Raw genomic sequence first — 15,630 nt, 5'->3', positions numbered from 1 at the left:
AGGACGGATCAGCATGGGCATGGACAGGCTTCCCCGCGCCACGCGGGTTTTCGCGCTTGTAACGGCGACCGACTGGCCGGCCGTGGCGCTGGTGGTGGCGGTGAGCGTGGTGGCGGCGCTGCAGGTGGGCAAGGCGGCGATCGCCCTGCCGCAATTGCAGGCCGATCTCGGCCTGACGCTGGCCGAAGGCGGCTGGGTGATGGCGGTGTTCGCGCTGATCGGCGTCGCCGGCGGCATTCCGGTCGGCGCGCTCACCGGCCGCTTCGGCGACCGGGCGCTGATCCTCAACGGCCTGTTCGCGCTCGCGCTCGGCAGCCTTGCCGGCGCCTTTGCCGGCGGGCTCTGGCCGCTGGTCTTGAGCCGCATCGTCGAGGGTTTCGGTTTCCTCTTGATCGCGGTGCCGGCGCCGGTGCTGCTCGGCCGCGTCGCCGCGCCGCAAGACCGCGATCTCGCCTTCGGCATCTGGAGCACCTTCATGGCCGCCGGCATCGCGATCGCGCTGATCGCCGGGCCGGCCTTTTCGAGCTGGCAGAACCTGTGGCTCGCCAATGGCGCACTGGCGCTCGCCGCGGCGGTCGTCTTCGCCATCGTCATCAGGCCCGGCCCGGTCTCGGCCGAGCCCTTGTCGTTCGCCCGCACCGCGCGCGACACCGGCGCCACCATCGCGGCCGGCGGGCCCGGCCTGCTGGCGCTCGCCTTCGCCGCCTATAACCTGCAATATTTCGCCGCCGTCGGTTTCCTGCCGATCCTGCTGACCGAGCGTCTGGGCGTGTCGATATCAGCCGCCGGCGGCTTGAGCGCGCTCGCCATCGGCGCCAATGTCATCGGCAATCTCTTAAGCGGCCCGTTGATCGCCCGTGGCGTGCCGCGCTGGGTGCTGGTGGCGGCAGCCAGCGGCGTGATGGGCCTGACCGGCCTGTTCATCTTCCTCGAAACCACCCCGCCCTTGCTGGTCTTCCTGCTGTTCGTCATCTTCTCCGCGGTCGGCGGCCTGTTGCCGCCCACCGTGCTCGGCGGCGCGCCGGCGCTCGCGCCCTTGCCAACGCTTGCGCCGATCTCGGTCGGCCTGGTCATCCAGGGCAACAATCTCGGCCAGGTGCTCGGCCCGGTCCTGGTCGGCGGCGTGGTCGCAAGCTTCGGCTGGTCTGCCGCGGCCGTGCCGGTGGCGCTGGCCGGGGTGATGGGGGTTGGGATCGGCTGGGCGCTGAGGGGACGGGGTAAATGACGACGGATAGCCACGATCTCGATGCCACAATCCCTTCAGGGAAAGAGATCCTCCGACGACGCCTGAGTGGTCAGAATTGTGGACGTGACCAGGCCACCAGTTCGCGAGACTCGCTTGTCGTGCAAAAAATCGGGCGTCATCGTTGAACGACCGAGTTGGCCCCATAGGCGCGCCGCAGCAAATCCCGCCTTGGCGGATCAAAAGTCCGCGAGTCGAGTTCTAAGCCGACATGCCATGGCGCGTGACCTGGATACGATTGTACTCATCGTGGGCGCGTTGTGCTGTGCGTGGGTGGCTCGCAATTGGGTTTTGTCCCCATTGTCACTGCAGACCCAACCGCCGCAGTTCCTCGGAGGGATTGAGCGGCATGCGGGGGGGAGCGGTCTGCCACATGAGCTTCACTTCATCGGGGGACAGGCCGTAAGCCGCGTTGACGAGGTCGGCCAGTCGGCGTTCGAGGGCGAGGATTTCGTCGGCCGCGGCTCGTGCCGGGGCGACGGTGTCGATCCATTCCCCGCGAAGGCGTGCGACATCAGCGGCCGAGAGCTTCTGCCGCTTCGGCAAAGCGGCGCGAACGACGGCTACGAAAGCATCGGCGTCAAGGCGATGCGCCTCGGCAAGCTGTCGCCCGGGCCTGTCAAGACCGAATTCGACGCGAAGCCAGTCCATGAGAGCTGTTGCCGGCTCGCGCTTCTTTGGCATAAGCGTCAATATTTGCGCTACGTAGTCTTCTGCTGTAGCAGCGCAATCATAATTAACTTGCGCAATTGGCAGACTCTCCATTTTGACACCCACGGGCGTAAGTGCCTCATCCTTCATATGAGGAAGGTAACGCCAATTGTGCCACCACATTAGCGGAGAATTCAGCGCAGCGAGTAGATACTGATCTCGCTTGGCAATCAGAAACGTTTTATTATTTCCAAACAATCCGGTCGAATCATAGGCGTAAAGTGGGGAATATTGAATTTCTTGATATATGATTTTATGCTTTTCGAATTCTAAATAATACTCGATAGAGTCTTGTATTTCAAACCACTTGTAAGAGCCATCCTTACGACCTGGCCACTCCTCACCAGGAATTGTCGGCTTCCAGTTAACAGGCTTTGGTTCAAGTTGCGGTCGATAACACTCCAGGTGCTGCTTTATGCTCGGAAACTTGGAAATGTCGATACCTCGACGAGCAAAGATCATCCATAAACCATCCCATGACGCGGACCAGCGCTCAATGTCTTGTCCGCGCAAATAGGGCTTGATGATGTCGGCACATTTCGGATCGTCACGTACAAGCTGATCGCGTGTCGCGGTGTTAATCAGAAACGCCTCGTTGAAACCAGTCAGCACGCCGCGGTAGGGCTTCACACCCGCATACTCTGCCATTGGAACGCCGTTGCGCCGGATCTTTTCCAAGAGCGCGATCACTGCCGGCGGCTCCAGCGTCCAGCTCTCCTTCGAGAAGAGAGCGAGCGGCAGTGGATAGCTCGCCTCAGCAACCGCGGCCGAGAGGCCTTTCTCGGGAACGAGATCACGTGGGATGACACAGATCTGGGCAGTCGGAGCCGGCGTGTTGCCGGCATCGGACACGGGGAACGCGGCCGACAGCACCGGCTTGCGCACGACCACGACACTCGGAAACACATCCGCGTCGGGAAAGAAGTGCTTGGCATGGCCGAAGTCTGCGACGAATTCGAGCTTGGCGCGCGCGGGATCCGTGAAGAGATCGCGCAAGGCTTCAGCGTAACCGGCCTTCAGCCACTTGTTGGTGACGACATAACTCATACGGCCCCCGGGGCGAAGGAGCCGGAGGCCCTGTTCGTAAAAATAGACGTAGATGTCGGCCATGCCGTCGTAGGCTCGGTATGCCTTCTTTAAGGCTGGCTTGGTTTCACCGAGAAGTTCCTGGCGAACATAGGGCGGGTTGCCGATGACTGCGTCGAAGCCGCCAGCGGGCTGAGTCGACAGGAGGTTTGACCAAACGTTAGGAAAGCCTATCTCCCAGTGGAAGAAGCGATGCTGGGCGGCAATGGTACGCATTTCGGTGACCAAGTCGTCGGCGATGACGCGTCGGCGGGCATTGACGCCCATGTTATCGAACAGCTCCGGCTTCCGGCCCTTCCTTTCCTCCTTTTCGAGAAGCGAGAACTGCCTCGCAGTGTCCTTCGGCGTGATGCGGGTCTCACCGGTCGCGATACGGATTGGGTCGCCGAAGGTCCCGTCAAGGGCGAGCCGTAAACCAGCTGCGCGCTCGAAGCTTGCCGGTCGGTGGCCGCCTTCTTGATCACCTTCTCGGACTTGTTCGCCTCAATTAGGTGTTCGATCGGTTCGGGCTCCTTCCGGGGCGCTGCATCAAGCACGCCCATCAGCGTCTCGGCCGTCATGAGCGAGAAGAAGCTTGCAACCGGGTCGGTTGCCTCAGCGACGATTCGGAACTTCGACTTCGATTCCGTCACCTCGGCGATGTCATTATCGGTCGTGCCCTCGATTTGAGCCATGACCTTACTGACCTGCTCGACACGTGTGATCAGCCCATTCGAAAAGAGGGCGCCCAATCCCTCAAGCTTGTCCACCATCGGCCGCGCCCAAGCGCCGACGACACTGTCGCCACATCGTAGGTGATGGTCGAGGAACGAGAGAGGAGCTCCGACTGTGAAGGAATGGAGCCAAAGAGCCACCTTTGCGAGCTCCACGGCCATCGGATTCTTGTCGACGCCATAGACAACCCGTTTCAGCACCATGCGGCGGACGATATGGCGATCGTCAAGCTGCGCTTCGACGATCGGCCATTTGTGCGATTTGGCTTCGCCCAGAATCTTTGTTCGGATCGCGTCGATCCGGCCGGCCAATGGAGAAACGTAATCGGCGAAAGTGACGATCGCTGCCGCTTCAGCCATCGCGGCCAGAACGCTGTCCGCGAGCCAGTCGACGAGGCTGACCAAGAAATGGCCCGAGCCCATCGCGGGGTCACAGACTTTCAGATCGAGCAAGCGCGATGCAGGATCAAGATCCGTGAGTTCGTCGAGACGGCTACGGATTGGACGAGCGTCATGAGCTGCAGCGGCGGCTTTCTCGCGGAAACAGGAAAGACGCTCGTCGACCAGCGGGCCGACCGCGCGTTCTATGATCAGGCCAACCAGTTCCTCGGGCGTGTAATAGGATCCCGATGTTTTCCGGCCGGACGCGTCGGCGGCAATGCCCACGGTGCCGTCGTCATTCAGGCGAAGTCCGTGTTCGAGAATCTGCTCGTAGACCGAGCCGAGCTGCTGCACCGACAAGTCACGGTAGTTGATGTATTTGGGTGGTCGAGCGGACTTCGGATCGTGTTCGTGCGACAATCGAAAGACAACGTCAGCAACGACGGCGTCGTTAAGAGCAACTCGCTCCAAGATCGGCGCAGCGTCCTTGTCGAAAAGGCCACCGTTGTAAGGCGGAATGCCGAGATCGTCGTCACCCTCTGCAATGGCTCGAAAGATCGATTGCAGACGCGGCCAATATGTCTTGGCTGAGGCCGGAAAAGGCTTGCGTGCGCTCTTGCGCTCAGCCACTTCCTGGCGAACCCGCGTCAGACAATAGTCGGCATAGAGACCGGACTCATCGGGAAGCAGATTGCGATCTTCAGCGTAGAGCACGAAAAGGATCCGATAGAGCAGGATCAGTGCTGCTTGGCGGACTTCGTTGAGATAGGCCGATCCGAAAGCTTTGTCTCGCTGCGGATCGGATTTGGCGAGGGCGTCGGCGAGAAGGGGAAACACCTCGTCGAAGACTTTGTCTGCAAGGTCGCGAGCGACTCGCGTTTCCCATTTCCGTCCTTCTTGGAGCGCGATTTGATGGAAGGTAAGCCTGCCGTCTTGCGGCACGAACGCATCGCGACCAAAGATCACCACGAAAAGCTTGAAGAGATGCTCTCGCAAAGCCTCGATTTCAGCCGGAGTCCGGCCTCGGACATCGATCAAGTCAAGCCCGCACCCGGGCAGGTCAAGGACCTTGCCAAGGTCGATTTCAAGAAAATCTTCCGAGACCGACAGTGCACCCTGATGGTAGAGTCTCCAGTGTCGACCGTTGGTCAGGATACCCCATCGTAGCTTGCCACTCGTGATATCGTCTGCTCGACGCAAATAGCGTAACATCTGCGTCGAGGGTACGCCCTCGTGGGACTTTGCGCCTTTCTCCTCACGGTCGAGGACGCGGTTCCACTTCTTCGATTCAACCAGACAGATGCCATGGCGGAACCGCAGCCAGCTGTCGAGTTCGCGTCTACCGTTCGCGAATGCGGTCTCATCCGCGAAAAGAAGCCCGTCCGGAACATCGCTCCGGCCCTTCTTCGAAGCGCTCTGCTGGACCAGCACCAGATCACCCCAGCCGATCGTCGACAGAAGCGGGTAGATCAGATCCTTCTCAGTAACCGCCTCATTCGGGCTTTTGGTCGACGTGATTTTCGCGAAGAGCGACACAGCCATGTCTTTAAGCCGGCGCAGCTCTGCATCATCTATTTGCTGCCAGGCAGCTTGTCCTTTGATGCCCTCTTCAAGGAAATCTCGCGTAAAAAGGCCACCTTGAATCAACGCCCCACCCCAATACTTGCGCCGGGGTCGCTGACCCCTGAGTCGCGCACAAGTTTTTTACATTCCTTCGCCGCGACGGTTAGTTCAAGCTCCAACAGCACCGAAGGGCTTAAGGGCTGATCCAAGTGAGCGGCAAACCGGCCAAGCCGGTACAGCAGGAGACGGTCGGCCCCTCCTCGGCAAGCGAGACCTCGTTGCAGGGGGCGTCGAGGCGCGCTCGGTACCGGACAGCATCGCCCCCCTCAATCATCCAGCACCTGGCAGAACCTAAAATTCTCGCCGTCCAGCGTCAGGGTCCGGCGCGACAGCACCCGGATCACCCGCTTGACGGTGGGGCCATCCCCTGGCGTTGCGGTTTCGCCGACGTCCTCGCCCTCGCGGCAGGTGGCCTCGAAAGTATTGGCCCGGCCGGCGGCGGGCTGCACCGTGCAGGCCATGCGGTTGGTGGAAATGCCGCGGGCGTCGATGCGGAAGACCTCGGTTTCCGCCTGCTCGTTGCCGCAGCGCACATCGGCGGGCAGGTAGAGGCCCGGCTCCAGCGGCAGCGTCGTGGCGGCCATGGCCGCGCCGGCCAAGGCCAGCCCGAAGGCGCTGAGCGCCAGGCGCGACACCAGGCGCCGGCCGGTCGATCTTGCTGAGGGCTTTTCGACTATCTTGCCGACTGTCTTGCCGATCATGAGCGGCCTCCTGCAATGCGGAAAAGCGGCGAACCTTGCCACTCGGGGCCGGCCCGTCAAGGCCAGATACGCAGGGCGGCCGCGCCCCGACCTGTGGCCATTGCGACACAAGCGGCCGGTCCTCGCCAGCATCTTGGTTCGAACCTTTCCCTGCCACGGAACCGCCACGCCTTCTCCGCGTTGTCCGCACATTCCGGGTGGCTCATCGGCCCTGTCGCAATGCGACACGGGTCGGTTCCGGCCCTCGGGAAACAGGCCCTGCCAGCCGCCTATCGCCACAAGCGGATGGCCCGTTCGAGTGACAGAAGGGAACGACCCATGAAGAAGCTTCTCCTCGCAGGCACCGCTCTGGCCGCCCTGGCATCGGGCGCGCAGGCCGCCGACCTCGGCCCGCGCCGCGTCGAAGTGCCCTCCGCGATCATCGCGCCTGTCTTCACCTGGACCGGCTTCTATGTCGGCGCCCATGTCGGCTGGGCTGGCGCCCGCTCGAACTACACCGACCCGTCGCTCGTGGCCTTCAGCAGCGGCCTGAGCACCAGCGGCGTGTTCGGCGGCGTCCAGGCCGGCTACAACTGGCAGATCAATCAGTTCGTCCTCGGTGTCGAGGGTGACCTGTCGGCCGCCAGCAACAGCAAGACGGTCTTCGCCGATCCGGCCGGCATCTACGCCGGTGACGCGCGTCGCTCGTCGACGCCGTTCCTCGGCTCGCTGCGCCTGCGCGCCGGCTACGCCTTCGACCGCGTCTTGATCTACGCTACCGGCGGTCTCGGCGTCGCGACCTTCAATGACCGGTATTCGTCCGTCGCCGTCCCGGCGCTCAATGTCTCGAGCAACTCCACCCGCGTCGGCTACACTCTCGGTGGCGGCGTCGAATATGCCTTCACCCCGAACTGGACTGCCAAGCTCGAATATCTCTATTACGGCTTCGGCGATCGCTCGAACGTCTTCGTTGCGGGCGATCGGGTCAGCCAGAACATCCACACCGTCAAGCTCGGCGTGAACTATCTGTTCAACACCGGCGGCGGCGGCATGTTCGGCCGCTACTGATCTCCCGCCAGGGATCGTCACGGACGGGCCGCCTTCGGGCGGCCCGTTTGCGTTTTGGGGCGAGTGGCGAGTAGCGAATGGCGAATGGGGATGATGCCGAAGCCCGGGCTGATCGGCCCTCGCCCTTGAGAGCGGCATTTTCCGGTCGCGCGGCCGTGGCCTTGCTGCTAGAAGGCCGGCGGCGCGCCCGGGCGCGGCCAAAACCCATCACAATCCGTTCCTTGGGTATCCTGAGAGCCAGGTTCGTTCGCCCATGCCCCTTTTCGCCTCGGACATGCCGGCATGAGTTATGCGGTGAAGGAGATCTTCCTCACCCTGCAGGGCGAGGGCGCGCAGGCCGGCCGCGCGGCGGTGTTCTGCCGTTTCGCCGGCTGCAACCTGTGGTCCGGCCGCGAGGCAGACCGGGCGAGCGCCCAGTGCCGGTTCTGCGACACCGATTTTGTCGGGCTCGACGGCACCAAGGGCGGCCGCTATGCCACGGCGCAGGCGCTGGCCCGGGCAATTGCCGCGGAATGGACCGGCGCGCCCGACCGGCGCTTCTGCGTGCTGACCGGCGGCGAGCCCCTGCTGCAGGTCGACGCCGCGCTGATCGGTGCTTTGCATGCTGAACGTTTCAGCATCGCGGTCGAGACCAATGGCACGATCGCCGCGCCCGAGGGGCTCGACTGGATCTGCGTCAGCCCGAAGGCCGGCACCGAATTGAAGCAACGCCACGGCCACGAACTGAAGTTGGTCTATCCGCAGCCCGCGGCCATGCCGGAGCAGTTCGCCGATCTCAGCTTCGACCATTTCTGCCTGCAGCCGATGGACGGACCGCAGCAGCAAGACAATACCGCGCTCGCCGTCGCCTATTGCCTGGCGCACCCGCAATGGCGCCTGAGCGTGCAAACCCATAAGCGGATTGGAATTCGTTAGGGGCGAGCGGCGAATAGGGCATGATGCCGCGAGCGCGGTGATCAACGATAAGAGCTCAACGAAACCAACACTCTCCCGGCGGGAGAGGGTTTGCGCGCCGCACTCGCCGCATCATGCCCCATTCGCCATTCGCCATCAGCCACTCGCTGTCTTGACACTTCCCCCGCTCCGCCCTTAAACTTAACTCTATGGTTAAGTTACACGACGCGACCCTCGACCGCACCTTTTCGGCGCTGGCCGACCCGACACGCCGGGCCTTGCTCGCCCGCCTCGACGAGACCGCCAGCCTGTCGGTGAGCGAGCTCGCCCGGCCGTTTCCGGTCTCGCTGCCGGCGATCATGAAACATCTCGACGTGCTTTCCGATGCCGGCCTGATCGCGCGGGAAAAGACCGGCCGCACGGTCGCCTGCCGGCTGACGCCCGGTCCGATGGAGGAAGCCATGGCCTGGCTTGCCCGTTACGAGCGCTTCTGGTCCGAAGGCCTCGACCGGCTCGAAGCGCTGCTCGACCAGCCACCCGAGGACCAATGATGCCGGACAAGCCGAGCCTGACATTGCGCCGCCACCTGAAAGCGCCGCCGGCCAAAGTGTGGAGCGCCTTCACCGAGCCGGCCCTGCTGATGCGCTGGTGGGGCCCGAAGGACACGGTCACCTCGGCGGCCGAACTCGACGCCCGGGTCGGCGGTCGCTTCCTGGTGATCAGCCACACGCCCGATGGCGAGGAGCACCAGGTCGGCGGCGTCTATCGCGAGGTCGCCTATCCGGAAAAGCTGGTCTTTTCCTGGGCCTGGCGCTCGACGCCCGAGCGGGAATCGCTGGTCACGGTCAAGCTCTCGCCCGACGGCACCGGCACCTTGCTCACCCTCACCCACGAACAGTTCTTCGACGAGGCCGCGCGCGACCGGCACCAGGGCGGCTGGGGCGAGGCGCTCGACCGGATGGAAAGGCTGTTTGGCGAGTAGCGAATAGCAAGTGGCGAATAGCGAGTGGCGAATGGGGCATGATGCGAAACGCCGCGTGATCGATGCTCTGCCTTCGTGTGGTCGGTCTATCGCCCGCTTCGCGCATGCCCCATTCGCCATTCGCCCGTTCGCTACTCGCCATTCGCCGCACCCTTTCTCGCAAATTTTTCTGTGAATTGCGCGGAATGAGACGACAGGCCGTCATGGCTGTGTCACCCCTTGGTGGAATCGGCCGCGCGCCGTGCCCGTGCCTCGAGGGCCCGCCATGCAGAGACAGGACGCGACGCCGCGTGACGACGGCGACCTGATCGACCGGATCTATGAGGCGGCCGCCGTGCCCGAGTTCTGGCCCGGCGTGCTGGACGCACTGGCCGCACATGCCGATTGCCGCGCCGCGGTGCTGATCTCGACCGACGGCACCGAGGTCGCCAACTGGATCGGCAACCCGACGATCGTCGAGGCCATGGACATCTATGTGCGCGACGGCTGGGGCGCGCGCAATCCGCTGTCCGATCGCGCCATCGCCCGCAGCCTGCCGGATTTTATTGGCGAATTCGACGTGTTCCACCAGCGCGAGATCGACGAGTCGCCCTTTTACCAGGAGTTCATGCGGCCGAACGGGCTGGCCTGGAGCGGCGGCACGGTCATTTCCGGTCCGACCGATACCCATGTCACCGTGTCGGTGCACCGCCCCCATGTCATGGGCCCGGTCGAGCGGGTCCATCTCGACCGGCTGACGCAGTTGCGGCCACATCTGGCGCGCGCCGCCTTTCTCGCCGCGCGGCTGCGGCTGGAACAGGCCCGCGCCGCCGTCCAGGCCCTGGCGGCGATCGGCCTGCCGGCCGCGGCGCTGTCGGTCGAGGGCCGGCTGAAGGTCGCCAACGACCTGTTCCAGGCGCTGATCCCCGAGGTTGCGCTGGACCGGCGCGAACGCCTGAAATTCGCCGACCGCGAAGCCGACAAGCTGTTCAATCAGGGGCTCGAAGCGCTCCGCCTGGGCGTTGCCGGGCTCACCTTCCCGGTGCCGGCCAGCGCCGAGGCCACGCCCATGGTGGTGCATCTGGTGCCGATCGCCGGCGCCGCCCATGACATTTTCTCGGCCACCCGCTGGCTGCTCGTCTGCGCACCGGTCGCCAAGGCCAACCGGATCGATTCCGGCGTGCTGCAGGGCCTGTTCGACCTGACCGCGGCGGAAGCCCGCGTCGCCAAGGGCCTCGCCGCCGGCGACACGCTGGACAGCCTCGCCGCCCGCCACGGCCTCGGCCGCGAGACCATTCGCAGCCAGCTGAAGGCGGTCATGGCCAAGACCGGCACCCATCGCCAGGCCGACCTGGTGCGGCTCCTGACCGGGACCGCAAGCCTGAGGCGGTAGGGGGAATGGCGAATAGCGAGTGGCGAATAGGGTTTGCGCGAAGCCTTTGGCATCATCCCCATTCGCCACTCGCCCGTTTCACATCTCGACCCCCATCAGCCCGGCCACCCGCTGCGTCGCCTTGAGCCCCGAGCCGGTGAGCACCAGCACGGTCGTCTGGTCCCGGCCGATCACGCCTGCCGCCAGCAACTGTCTGTAGGCGGCAAAAGTGCCGGCCGAGGTCGGCTCGACATAGAGCCCTTCCCGCGCCGACTGCCAGAGCGCCGCCTCGAGCGCCGCTTCCGAGACCGTGACCGTCCGCCCGCCCGAGCGGCGAAGCGCCGCGATCACTTCCTTCAGCCGCACCGGCTGGGCGATCGCCGTGCCTTCGGCAATGGTCGGGCCGATCTCGACCGGCACCGGCATGTCGACGCCGGCGACGAAGCTTGCATGGATCGGCGCGCAGCGCTCCGGCTGGACACCGAACAATCGCGGCAGCCGGTCGATCTCGCCGGAGCGCTTCAGTTCGCCGAAACCGATGTCGCAGCCGAGTACATTGCTGCCCGCGCCCAGGGGTATGATGACATTGTCCGGCGCGCGAAAGCCCAAGTCCTCCCAGAGTTCGTAGGCGAGCGTCTTGGTGCCCTGCAGGAAAAAGGCCTGCCAGTTGTGGCTGGCGTAAAAGATCGTGTCGGACTGGCGCACCGCCGCATCGGCGGTTGCCTGGCGTGGCCCCTCGACGAGTTCGACCTCGGCGCCATAGGCGCGCATCTGCACGGTCTTGCCGGGTTGCGTCGAAGCCGGCACCAGGATCTTGGCCTTCATGCCGCCGGCCGCGGCATAACCGGCAATGGCCGCGCCGCCATTGCCGGAACTGTCCTCCAGTACGGCATCGATGCCCTGCTGGCGCAGCACCGAGAGCATGACCGAAGCACCGCGGTCCTTGAAACTGCCCGTCGGCATCACCCATTCGAGCTTGCAGAACACGCCGGCGCCGTCGACCTTGCGCTCGACCAGCGGCGTGCAGCCCTCGCCCAGGCTGATCGGTTCGGCGACGTGCAGCGGCAGGCTCTTGGCGTAACGCCAGAGCGAACGGTTGGAGCGGTCGATATCGCCGCGCCGGATGCCGGCAAGCGGCGTGATCATCAAGGGCCGGCCCGAGGCCGAACGCCAGACCGGCCGGTCGAGCGGCAGGTGCTCAGCCGTGTCCATGTCGAGATAGGCTGATGTCGCCGGCAGGTCGTTGCCTTGATCGTTCACGCTCGGAACTCCCTCGTGCCGCGGGCCCTGCGAAAGCCCGGGCAGCGCAGATGCCAATATCCGGAGCCGAGATTCGGCCTCGGGGATTGCCGCGAGGTTATGCGATTTCGCCATTGGCCGTGAGGGCCGGCGCCTTGCGCGGTGCCGGGACGCACCAAAAAATGCGCCGGCCCGCTGAGCATGGCGACGGCATGGTTTTGCGCACGGCTATCGATGGCGCCATGCGGCTGCAATCATTGACTTGTCGCCCTGCCCTCCAGAGTATCGGCCAAGAACTGCTCACCCAAAAACAAGAGCAGAGGCCGATCAATAAAAACGAACAGGGAGGAATGCCATATGCCAATACCTCACATTGTCTTGGGCGCCTTGCTCGCGAGCATGGCCCTGATCTGGCCGTCGCAACCACAGGCCCAGACCTATCCGTCGCAGATGATCCGCATCATCGTGCCGGCAACACCCGGCGGCGCAATCGACGTCATCGCCCGGCGTGTCGCCGACAAGCTGCAGATCTTCATGGGCCAGGCGGTGGTGGTGGAGAACCGGCCGGGCGCCTCCAACAATCTGGGCACCGACGTGGTCGCCAAGAGCGCGCCCGACGGCCATACGCTGGTCATCGTCGCCTCCAGCCACGCCACCAACAAGCATCTGTTCCGGCAGTTGCCTTATGACCCGATCGCCGATTTCGAACCTGTCGTGTTCACCCATGTGGTGCCGCTGGTACTGGCCATTCACCCCTCGGTGCCGGCCACCACGGTTCCCGAGCTGATCGCCTGGATCAAGGCCAATCCGACCACCGCCACCTTCGCCTCGTCGGGCAAGGGCAGTTCGCTGCACATGGCGGCCGAGCTGTTCAAGTCGATGACCGGAACCACCATGCTGCACGTGCCCTATCGCGGCAGCACGGCCGCCCATAGCGACCTCCTGGTCGGCCGCACCCAGATCATCTTCGACACGATCACCGCCATCCTGCCGCACGTCCAGTCGGGCGGCGTCCGGGCGCTCGCGGTGACCACCACCAGCCGCTCGCCGTCGCTGCCGGCCATCCCGACGCTCGCCGAGACCGGCCTTGCCGGTTACGACGCCAATACCTGGGGCGGCATCCTGGCGCCGGCCGGCACGCCGCGCGAGATCGTCGCGCGGCTGAACCGCGAGATCAATGCCGCGCTCGAGGCCCCCGACGTGCGGATGGCCTTGACCACGCTCGGCATCGAGATCCAGGGCGGCCCACCCGAGCGCTTCGCCGCCTATATCCGCCAGGAGGTGGAGAAATGGGGCCGGGTGGTGAGCGCCGCCGGCATCACGCCGGATTGAGGGTGGCGCAGGGTGGCCCTCATGCCGGCCTCGAATGGAAAGACGCCAACGAACCCTCTCCGTCCAAGGGAGAAGGTTCGTGCGCATCCCCACTCGCCATTCGCCACGCGCCATTCGCCCGGTCCGCGCCTTAAAAATTTTCTCCCGCAGCCCCATCCGGCCCCGCTTGACTCATACTTACAAGCAGGTCAGTCTGAATGTATCAGCCGTGACGGCAGCTGCCGGCCCTGCGGATTTTCCCGACATTTGAAACGACCTCGTGCGCCCCCGCGCGAGGCAGGATGAGCCACCTCATGAGGGCATCCGACGACCCCCTGCGTCTTGCCGAAGCCACGGCCGGCCCGGCTTCGGGCACGGCCACCCTGCCCGCCGCTTCGGCGCCGATCCTGGCCAGCGCCGGCCGCATCGCCTTCCGGCTCGCCGTGATCGCGGCCTACGCCCTGATTTTCGCGCCGGTCGTGCTGGTGGTGATCACCTCGTTCTTCGCTGACGAGATCGTCTCCTTCCCGCCGAGCGGGCTGACCTTCCAATGGTATGTCAATGCCTGGTCGAAACGGGAATTCGCCCGTGGCTTCGAGACCAGCCTGAAGGTGGCGCTCGCCGCGACGATCATCGGCGTGCCGCTCGGCACGGCAGCCGCGCTCGCCCTGGTGCGCTCCAGCCTGCCCGGCAAGCCGGCGATCAACAGCCTGCTGCTCGGCCCGCTCGCCATGCCCGGCGTGGTGGCGGGCGCGGCGCTCTACATGTTCTACCTGAAGCTCGAAAACGCCCTCGACCACGACGTCAACGCCACCATTGTCGGCCTGGTCGCGGCCCATGTGCTGTTGACCATTCCCTGGACGGTGCGGCTCGCCACCGCCAGCCTGCAGGGCCTCGACCGGGCGCCGGAAGAAGCCGCCGCCAATCTCGGCGCCAGCCCTTTCGTGGTGTTCACCCGCATCACCTTGCCGATGCTCAGGCCGGGCATCGTGGCGGCCTCGATCTTTTCCTTCATCGCCAGTTTCGAGAATCTCGAGATCACCTTGCTGCTGGTCGGCCCGGGGCTGACCACGCTGCCGGTGGCGATGCTCAACTATCTGGAATTCCGCATGGATCCGACACTGGCAGCGGTCGCGACCGTCCAGATCGTGCTGATCGGCGCCCTCATGCTGATCACCGACCGGTTCGTGAAGCTGTCCAGGGTTCTCTAGGTTTCAAGGACGCACGATGGGCAATCTCAGGCTCGAACAGCTCTCCAAGCGCTACAACGAGGCGCTCGCCGTCGCCGGCGTCGACCTCGATGTGGCCGAGGGCGAGCTGGTGGCGCTGCTCGGGCCGTCGGGCTGCGGCAAGACCACGACGCTGCGCATGGTGGCGGGTTTCATCAAACCCACCGCCGGCCGGGTGATCATCGGCGGCGAGGACGTGACGGCCAAGCCGCCGCATGCCCGCGACACCGGCATGGTGTTCCAGTCCTATGCCCTGTTCCCGCATATGACGGTGGCCGAAAACATCTCCTTCGGCCTGGAAATGCGCAAGGTCGGCCAGGCCGAACGCGACACGCGCATTGCCGAGGTGCTGCGCATGGTGCGGCTCGATCACCTGAGCCAGCGGCTGCCCCGCGAGCTTTCCGGCGGCCAGCAGCAGCGCGTGGCGCTGGCCCGCGCGCTGGTCATCAACCCCGCCGTCTTCCTGCTCGACGAGCCCTTGTCCAATCTCGACGCCAAACTGCGTGGCGAGGTGCGGCTCGAAATCCGCAACCTGCAGCAGCGGCTCGGCCTGACCACCCTGATCGTCACCCACGACCAGGAGGAGGCGCTGACCATGGCCGACCGGCTCGTCGTGATGGACCGCGGCCGGGTGCGCCAGATCGGCACGGCGGAAGACCTCTACGAACGCCCGGCCGATGCCTTCGTCGCCGGCTTCGTCGGCCGCTGCAACCTGATCGAGGGCGCGGTCGAGGCCGACGGCCAGTTCCGTGCCGGCTCCGGCGTGCTCATCCCCTGCGCCACCGATACGGCGAAAACGGCGGCCGGAACGATAGCGCTCCGCCCCGAACGGATCCTGCTCCAGGCCGGCAGTCGGCCCGACCAGCAGTCCGGCGTGCCGGCGCGCCTTTCCGCCGTGACCTATCTCGGCGCCCAGACCGAATATCACCTCGACCTCGGCGGCCTCAGCCTGCTCGCCGTCCAGGCGACGCCGGCCGGCGACGACCCCTTGAAAGGCCTGCGCCCGGGCGAACCGGTGACGGTGAGCTGGGACCAGGCCGCCGCCCGCATCCTGCCGCCGACCGACGACATCCACCACCAAGATCTGCACCGCCAAGATCTGCACCAAGGAGCCTGATC

13 protein-coding genes are annotated in these 15,630 nt (G+C 64.9%); 9 read left to right on the top strand and 4 right to left on the bottom strand.

Annotation, left to right across the window (positions count from 1 at the left end; all coding sequences use genetic code 11):
- Positions 1-19 precede the first annotated feature (19 nt).
- Positions 20-1,225, top strand: a complete 1,206-nt coding sequence (locus tag E8M01_RS25080) for an MFS transporter (RefSeq protein WP_136962652.1) — start codon at positions 20-22, stop codon at positions 1,223-1,225.
- 321 nt (positions 1,226-1,546) lie between these two features.
- Here E8M01_RS25080 and E8M01_RS25075 read toward each other — a convergent pair whose 3' ends face one another.
- The 3 genes from E8M01_RS25075 to E8M01_RS25065 form a co-directional block, all read right to left on the bottom strand.
- Positions 1,547-3,307 (bottom strand): Eco57I restriction-modification methylase domain-containing protein, encoded by a 1,761-nt coding sequence (locus E8M01_RS25075; RefSeq protein ID WP_136962651.1) that lies wholly within the window; start codon positions 3,305-3,307, stop codon positions 1,547-1,549.
- Complete coding sequence (locus E8M01_RS25070) at positions 3,211-5,781, bottom strand: BREX-1 system adenine-specific DNA-methyltransferase PglX (RefSeq protein WP_136962650.1); 2,571 nt, start codon at positions 5,779-5,781, stop codon at positions 3,211-3,213. Before E8M01_RS25070 ends, E8M01_RS25075 begins: the two co-directional genes overlap by 97 nt.
- Before the next feature lie 242 nt (positions 5,782-6,023).
- The gene (locus E8M01_RS25065) at positions 6,024-6,458 is read right to left on the bottom strand and encodes a hypothetical protein (protein ID WP_136962649.1); all 435 of its coding nucleotides are present in this window, start codon (positions 6,456-6,458) and stop codon (positions 6,024-6,026) included.
- 318 nt (positions 6,459-6,776) lie between these two features.
- Between E8M01_RS25065 and E8M01_RS25060 the strand changes: the two genes are divergently transcribed.
- The 5 genes from E8M01_RS25060 (at position 6,777) to E8M01_RS25040 (ending at position 10,753) form a co-directional block, all read left to right on the top strand.
- A complete protein-coding gene (locus E8M01_RS25060) occupies positions 6,777-7,505 on the top strand; it encodes an outer membrane protein (protein WP_136962648.1) in 729 nt (242 codons plus the stop codon).
- Positions 7,506-7,787: 282 nt separating this feature from the next.
- Positions 7,788-8,420, top strand: a complete 633-nt coding sequence (gene queE, locus E8M01_RS25055; RefSeq protein WP_136962647.1) for a 7-carboxy-7-deazaguanine synthase — start codon at positions 7,788-7,790, stop codon at positions 8,418-8,420.
- 188 nt (positions 8,421-8,608) lie between these two features.
- Positions 8,609-8,950: an ArsR/SmtB family transcription factor gene (locus tag E8M01_RS25050; protein WP_136962646.1), complete on the top strand. Its 342-nt coding sequence runs from the start codon at positions 8,609-8,611 to the stop codon at positions 8,948-8,950.
- Positions 8,950-9,381 (top strand): SRPBCC family protein, encoded by a 432-nt coding sequence (locus tag E8M01_RS25045; protein ID WP_136962645.1) that lies wholly within the window; start codon positions 8,950-8,952, stop codon positions 9,379-9,381. Before E8M01_RS25050 ends, E8M01_RS25045 begins: the two co-directional genes overlap by 1 nt.
- A gap of 265 nt (positions 9,382-9,646) precedes the next feature.
- Positions 9,647-10,753 carry a helix-turn-helix transcriptional regulator gene (locus E8M01_RS25040; protein ID WP_136962644.1) on the top strand — a complete coding sequence of 369 codons (1,107 nt, stop codon included), beginning with the start codon at positions 9,647-9,649 and terminating at the stop codon, positions 10,751-10,753.
- A 78-nt stretch (positions 10,754-10,831) separates the two neighbouring features.
- Here E8M01_RS25040 and E8M01_RS25035 read toward each other — a convergent pair whose 3' ends face one another.
- Complete coding sequence (locus E8M01_RS25035) at positions 10,832-11,971, bottom strand: threonine synthase (RefSeq protein ID WP_425467751.1); 1,140 nt, start codon at positions 11,969-11,971, stop codon at positions 10,832-10,834.
- A 399-nt stretch (positions 11,972-12,370) separates the two neighbouring features.
- Between E8M01_RS25035 and E8M01_RS25030 the strand changes: the two genes are divergently transcribed.
- The 3 genes from E8M01_RS25030 (at position 12,371) to E8M01_RS25020 (ending at position 15,628) form a co-directional block, all read left to right on the top strand.
- A complete protein-coding gene (locus E8M01_RS25030) occupies positions 12,371-13,303 on the top strand; it encodes a tripartite tricarboxylate transporter substrate binding protein (RefSeq protein ID WP_215908799.1) in 933 nt (310 codons plus the stop codon).
- Positions 13,304-13,596: 293 nt separating this feature from the next.
- On the top strand, positions 13,597-14,493 hold the full coding sequence (locus E8M01_RS25025) for an ABC transporter permease (RefSeq protein WP_136962642.1): 897 nt from the start codon (positions 13,597-13,599) through the stop codon (positions 14,491-14,493).
- Positions 14,494-14,509: 16 nt separating this feature from the next.
- Positions 14,510-15,628, top strand: a complete 1,119-nt coding sequence (locus tag E8M01_RS25020) for an ABC transporter ATP-binding protein (RefSeq protein WP_136962641.1) — start codon at positions 14,510-14,512, stop codon at positions 15,626-15,628.
- Positions 15,629-15,630: the final 2 nt, after the last annotated feature.

Source organism: Phreatobacter stygius, from assembly GCF_005144885.1.
In the GTDB taxonomy this organism is placed as follows: domain Bacteria; phylum Pseudomonadota; class Alphaproteobacteria; order Rhizobiales; family Phreatobacteraceae; genus Phreatobacter; species Phreatobacter stygius.
Note: the sequence above shows the minus strand (reverse complement) of the source record. Positions and strands in the feature narration are given on the sequence as shown.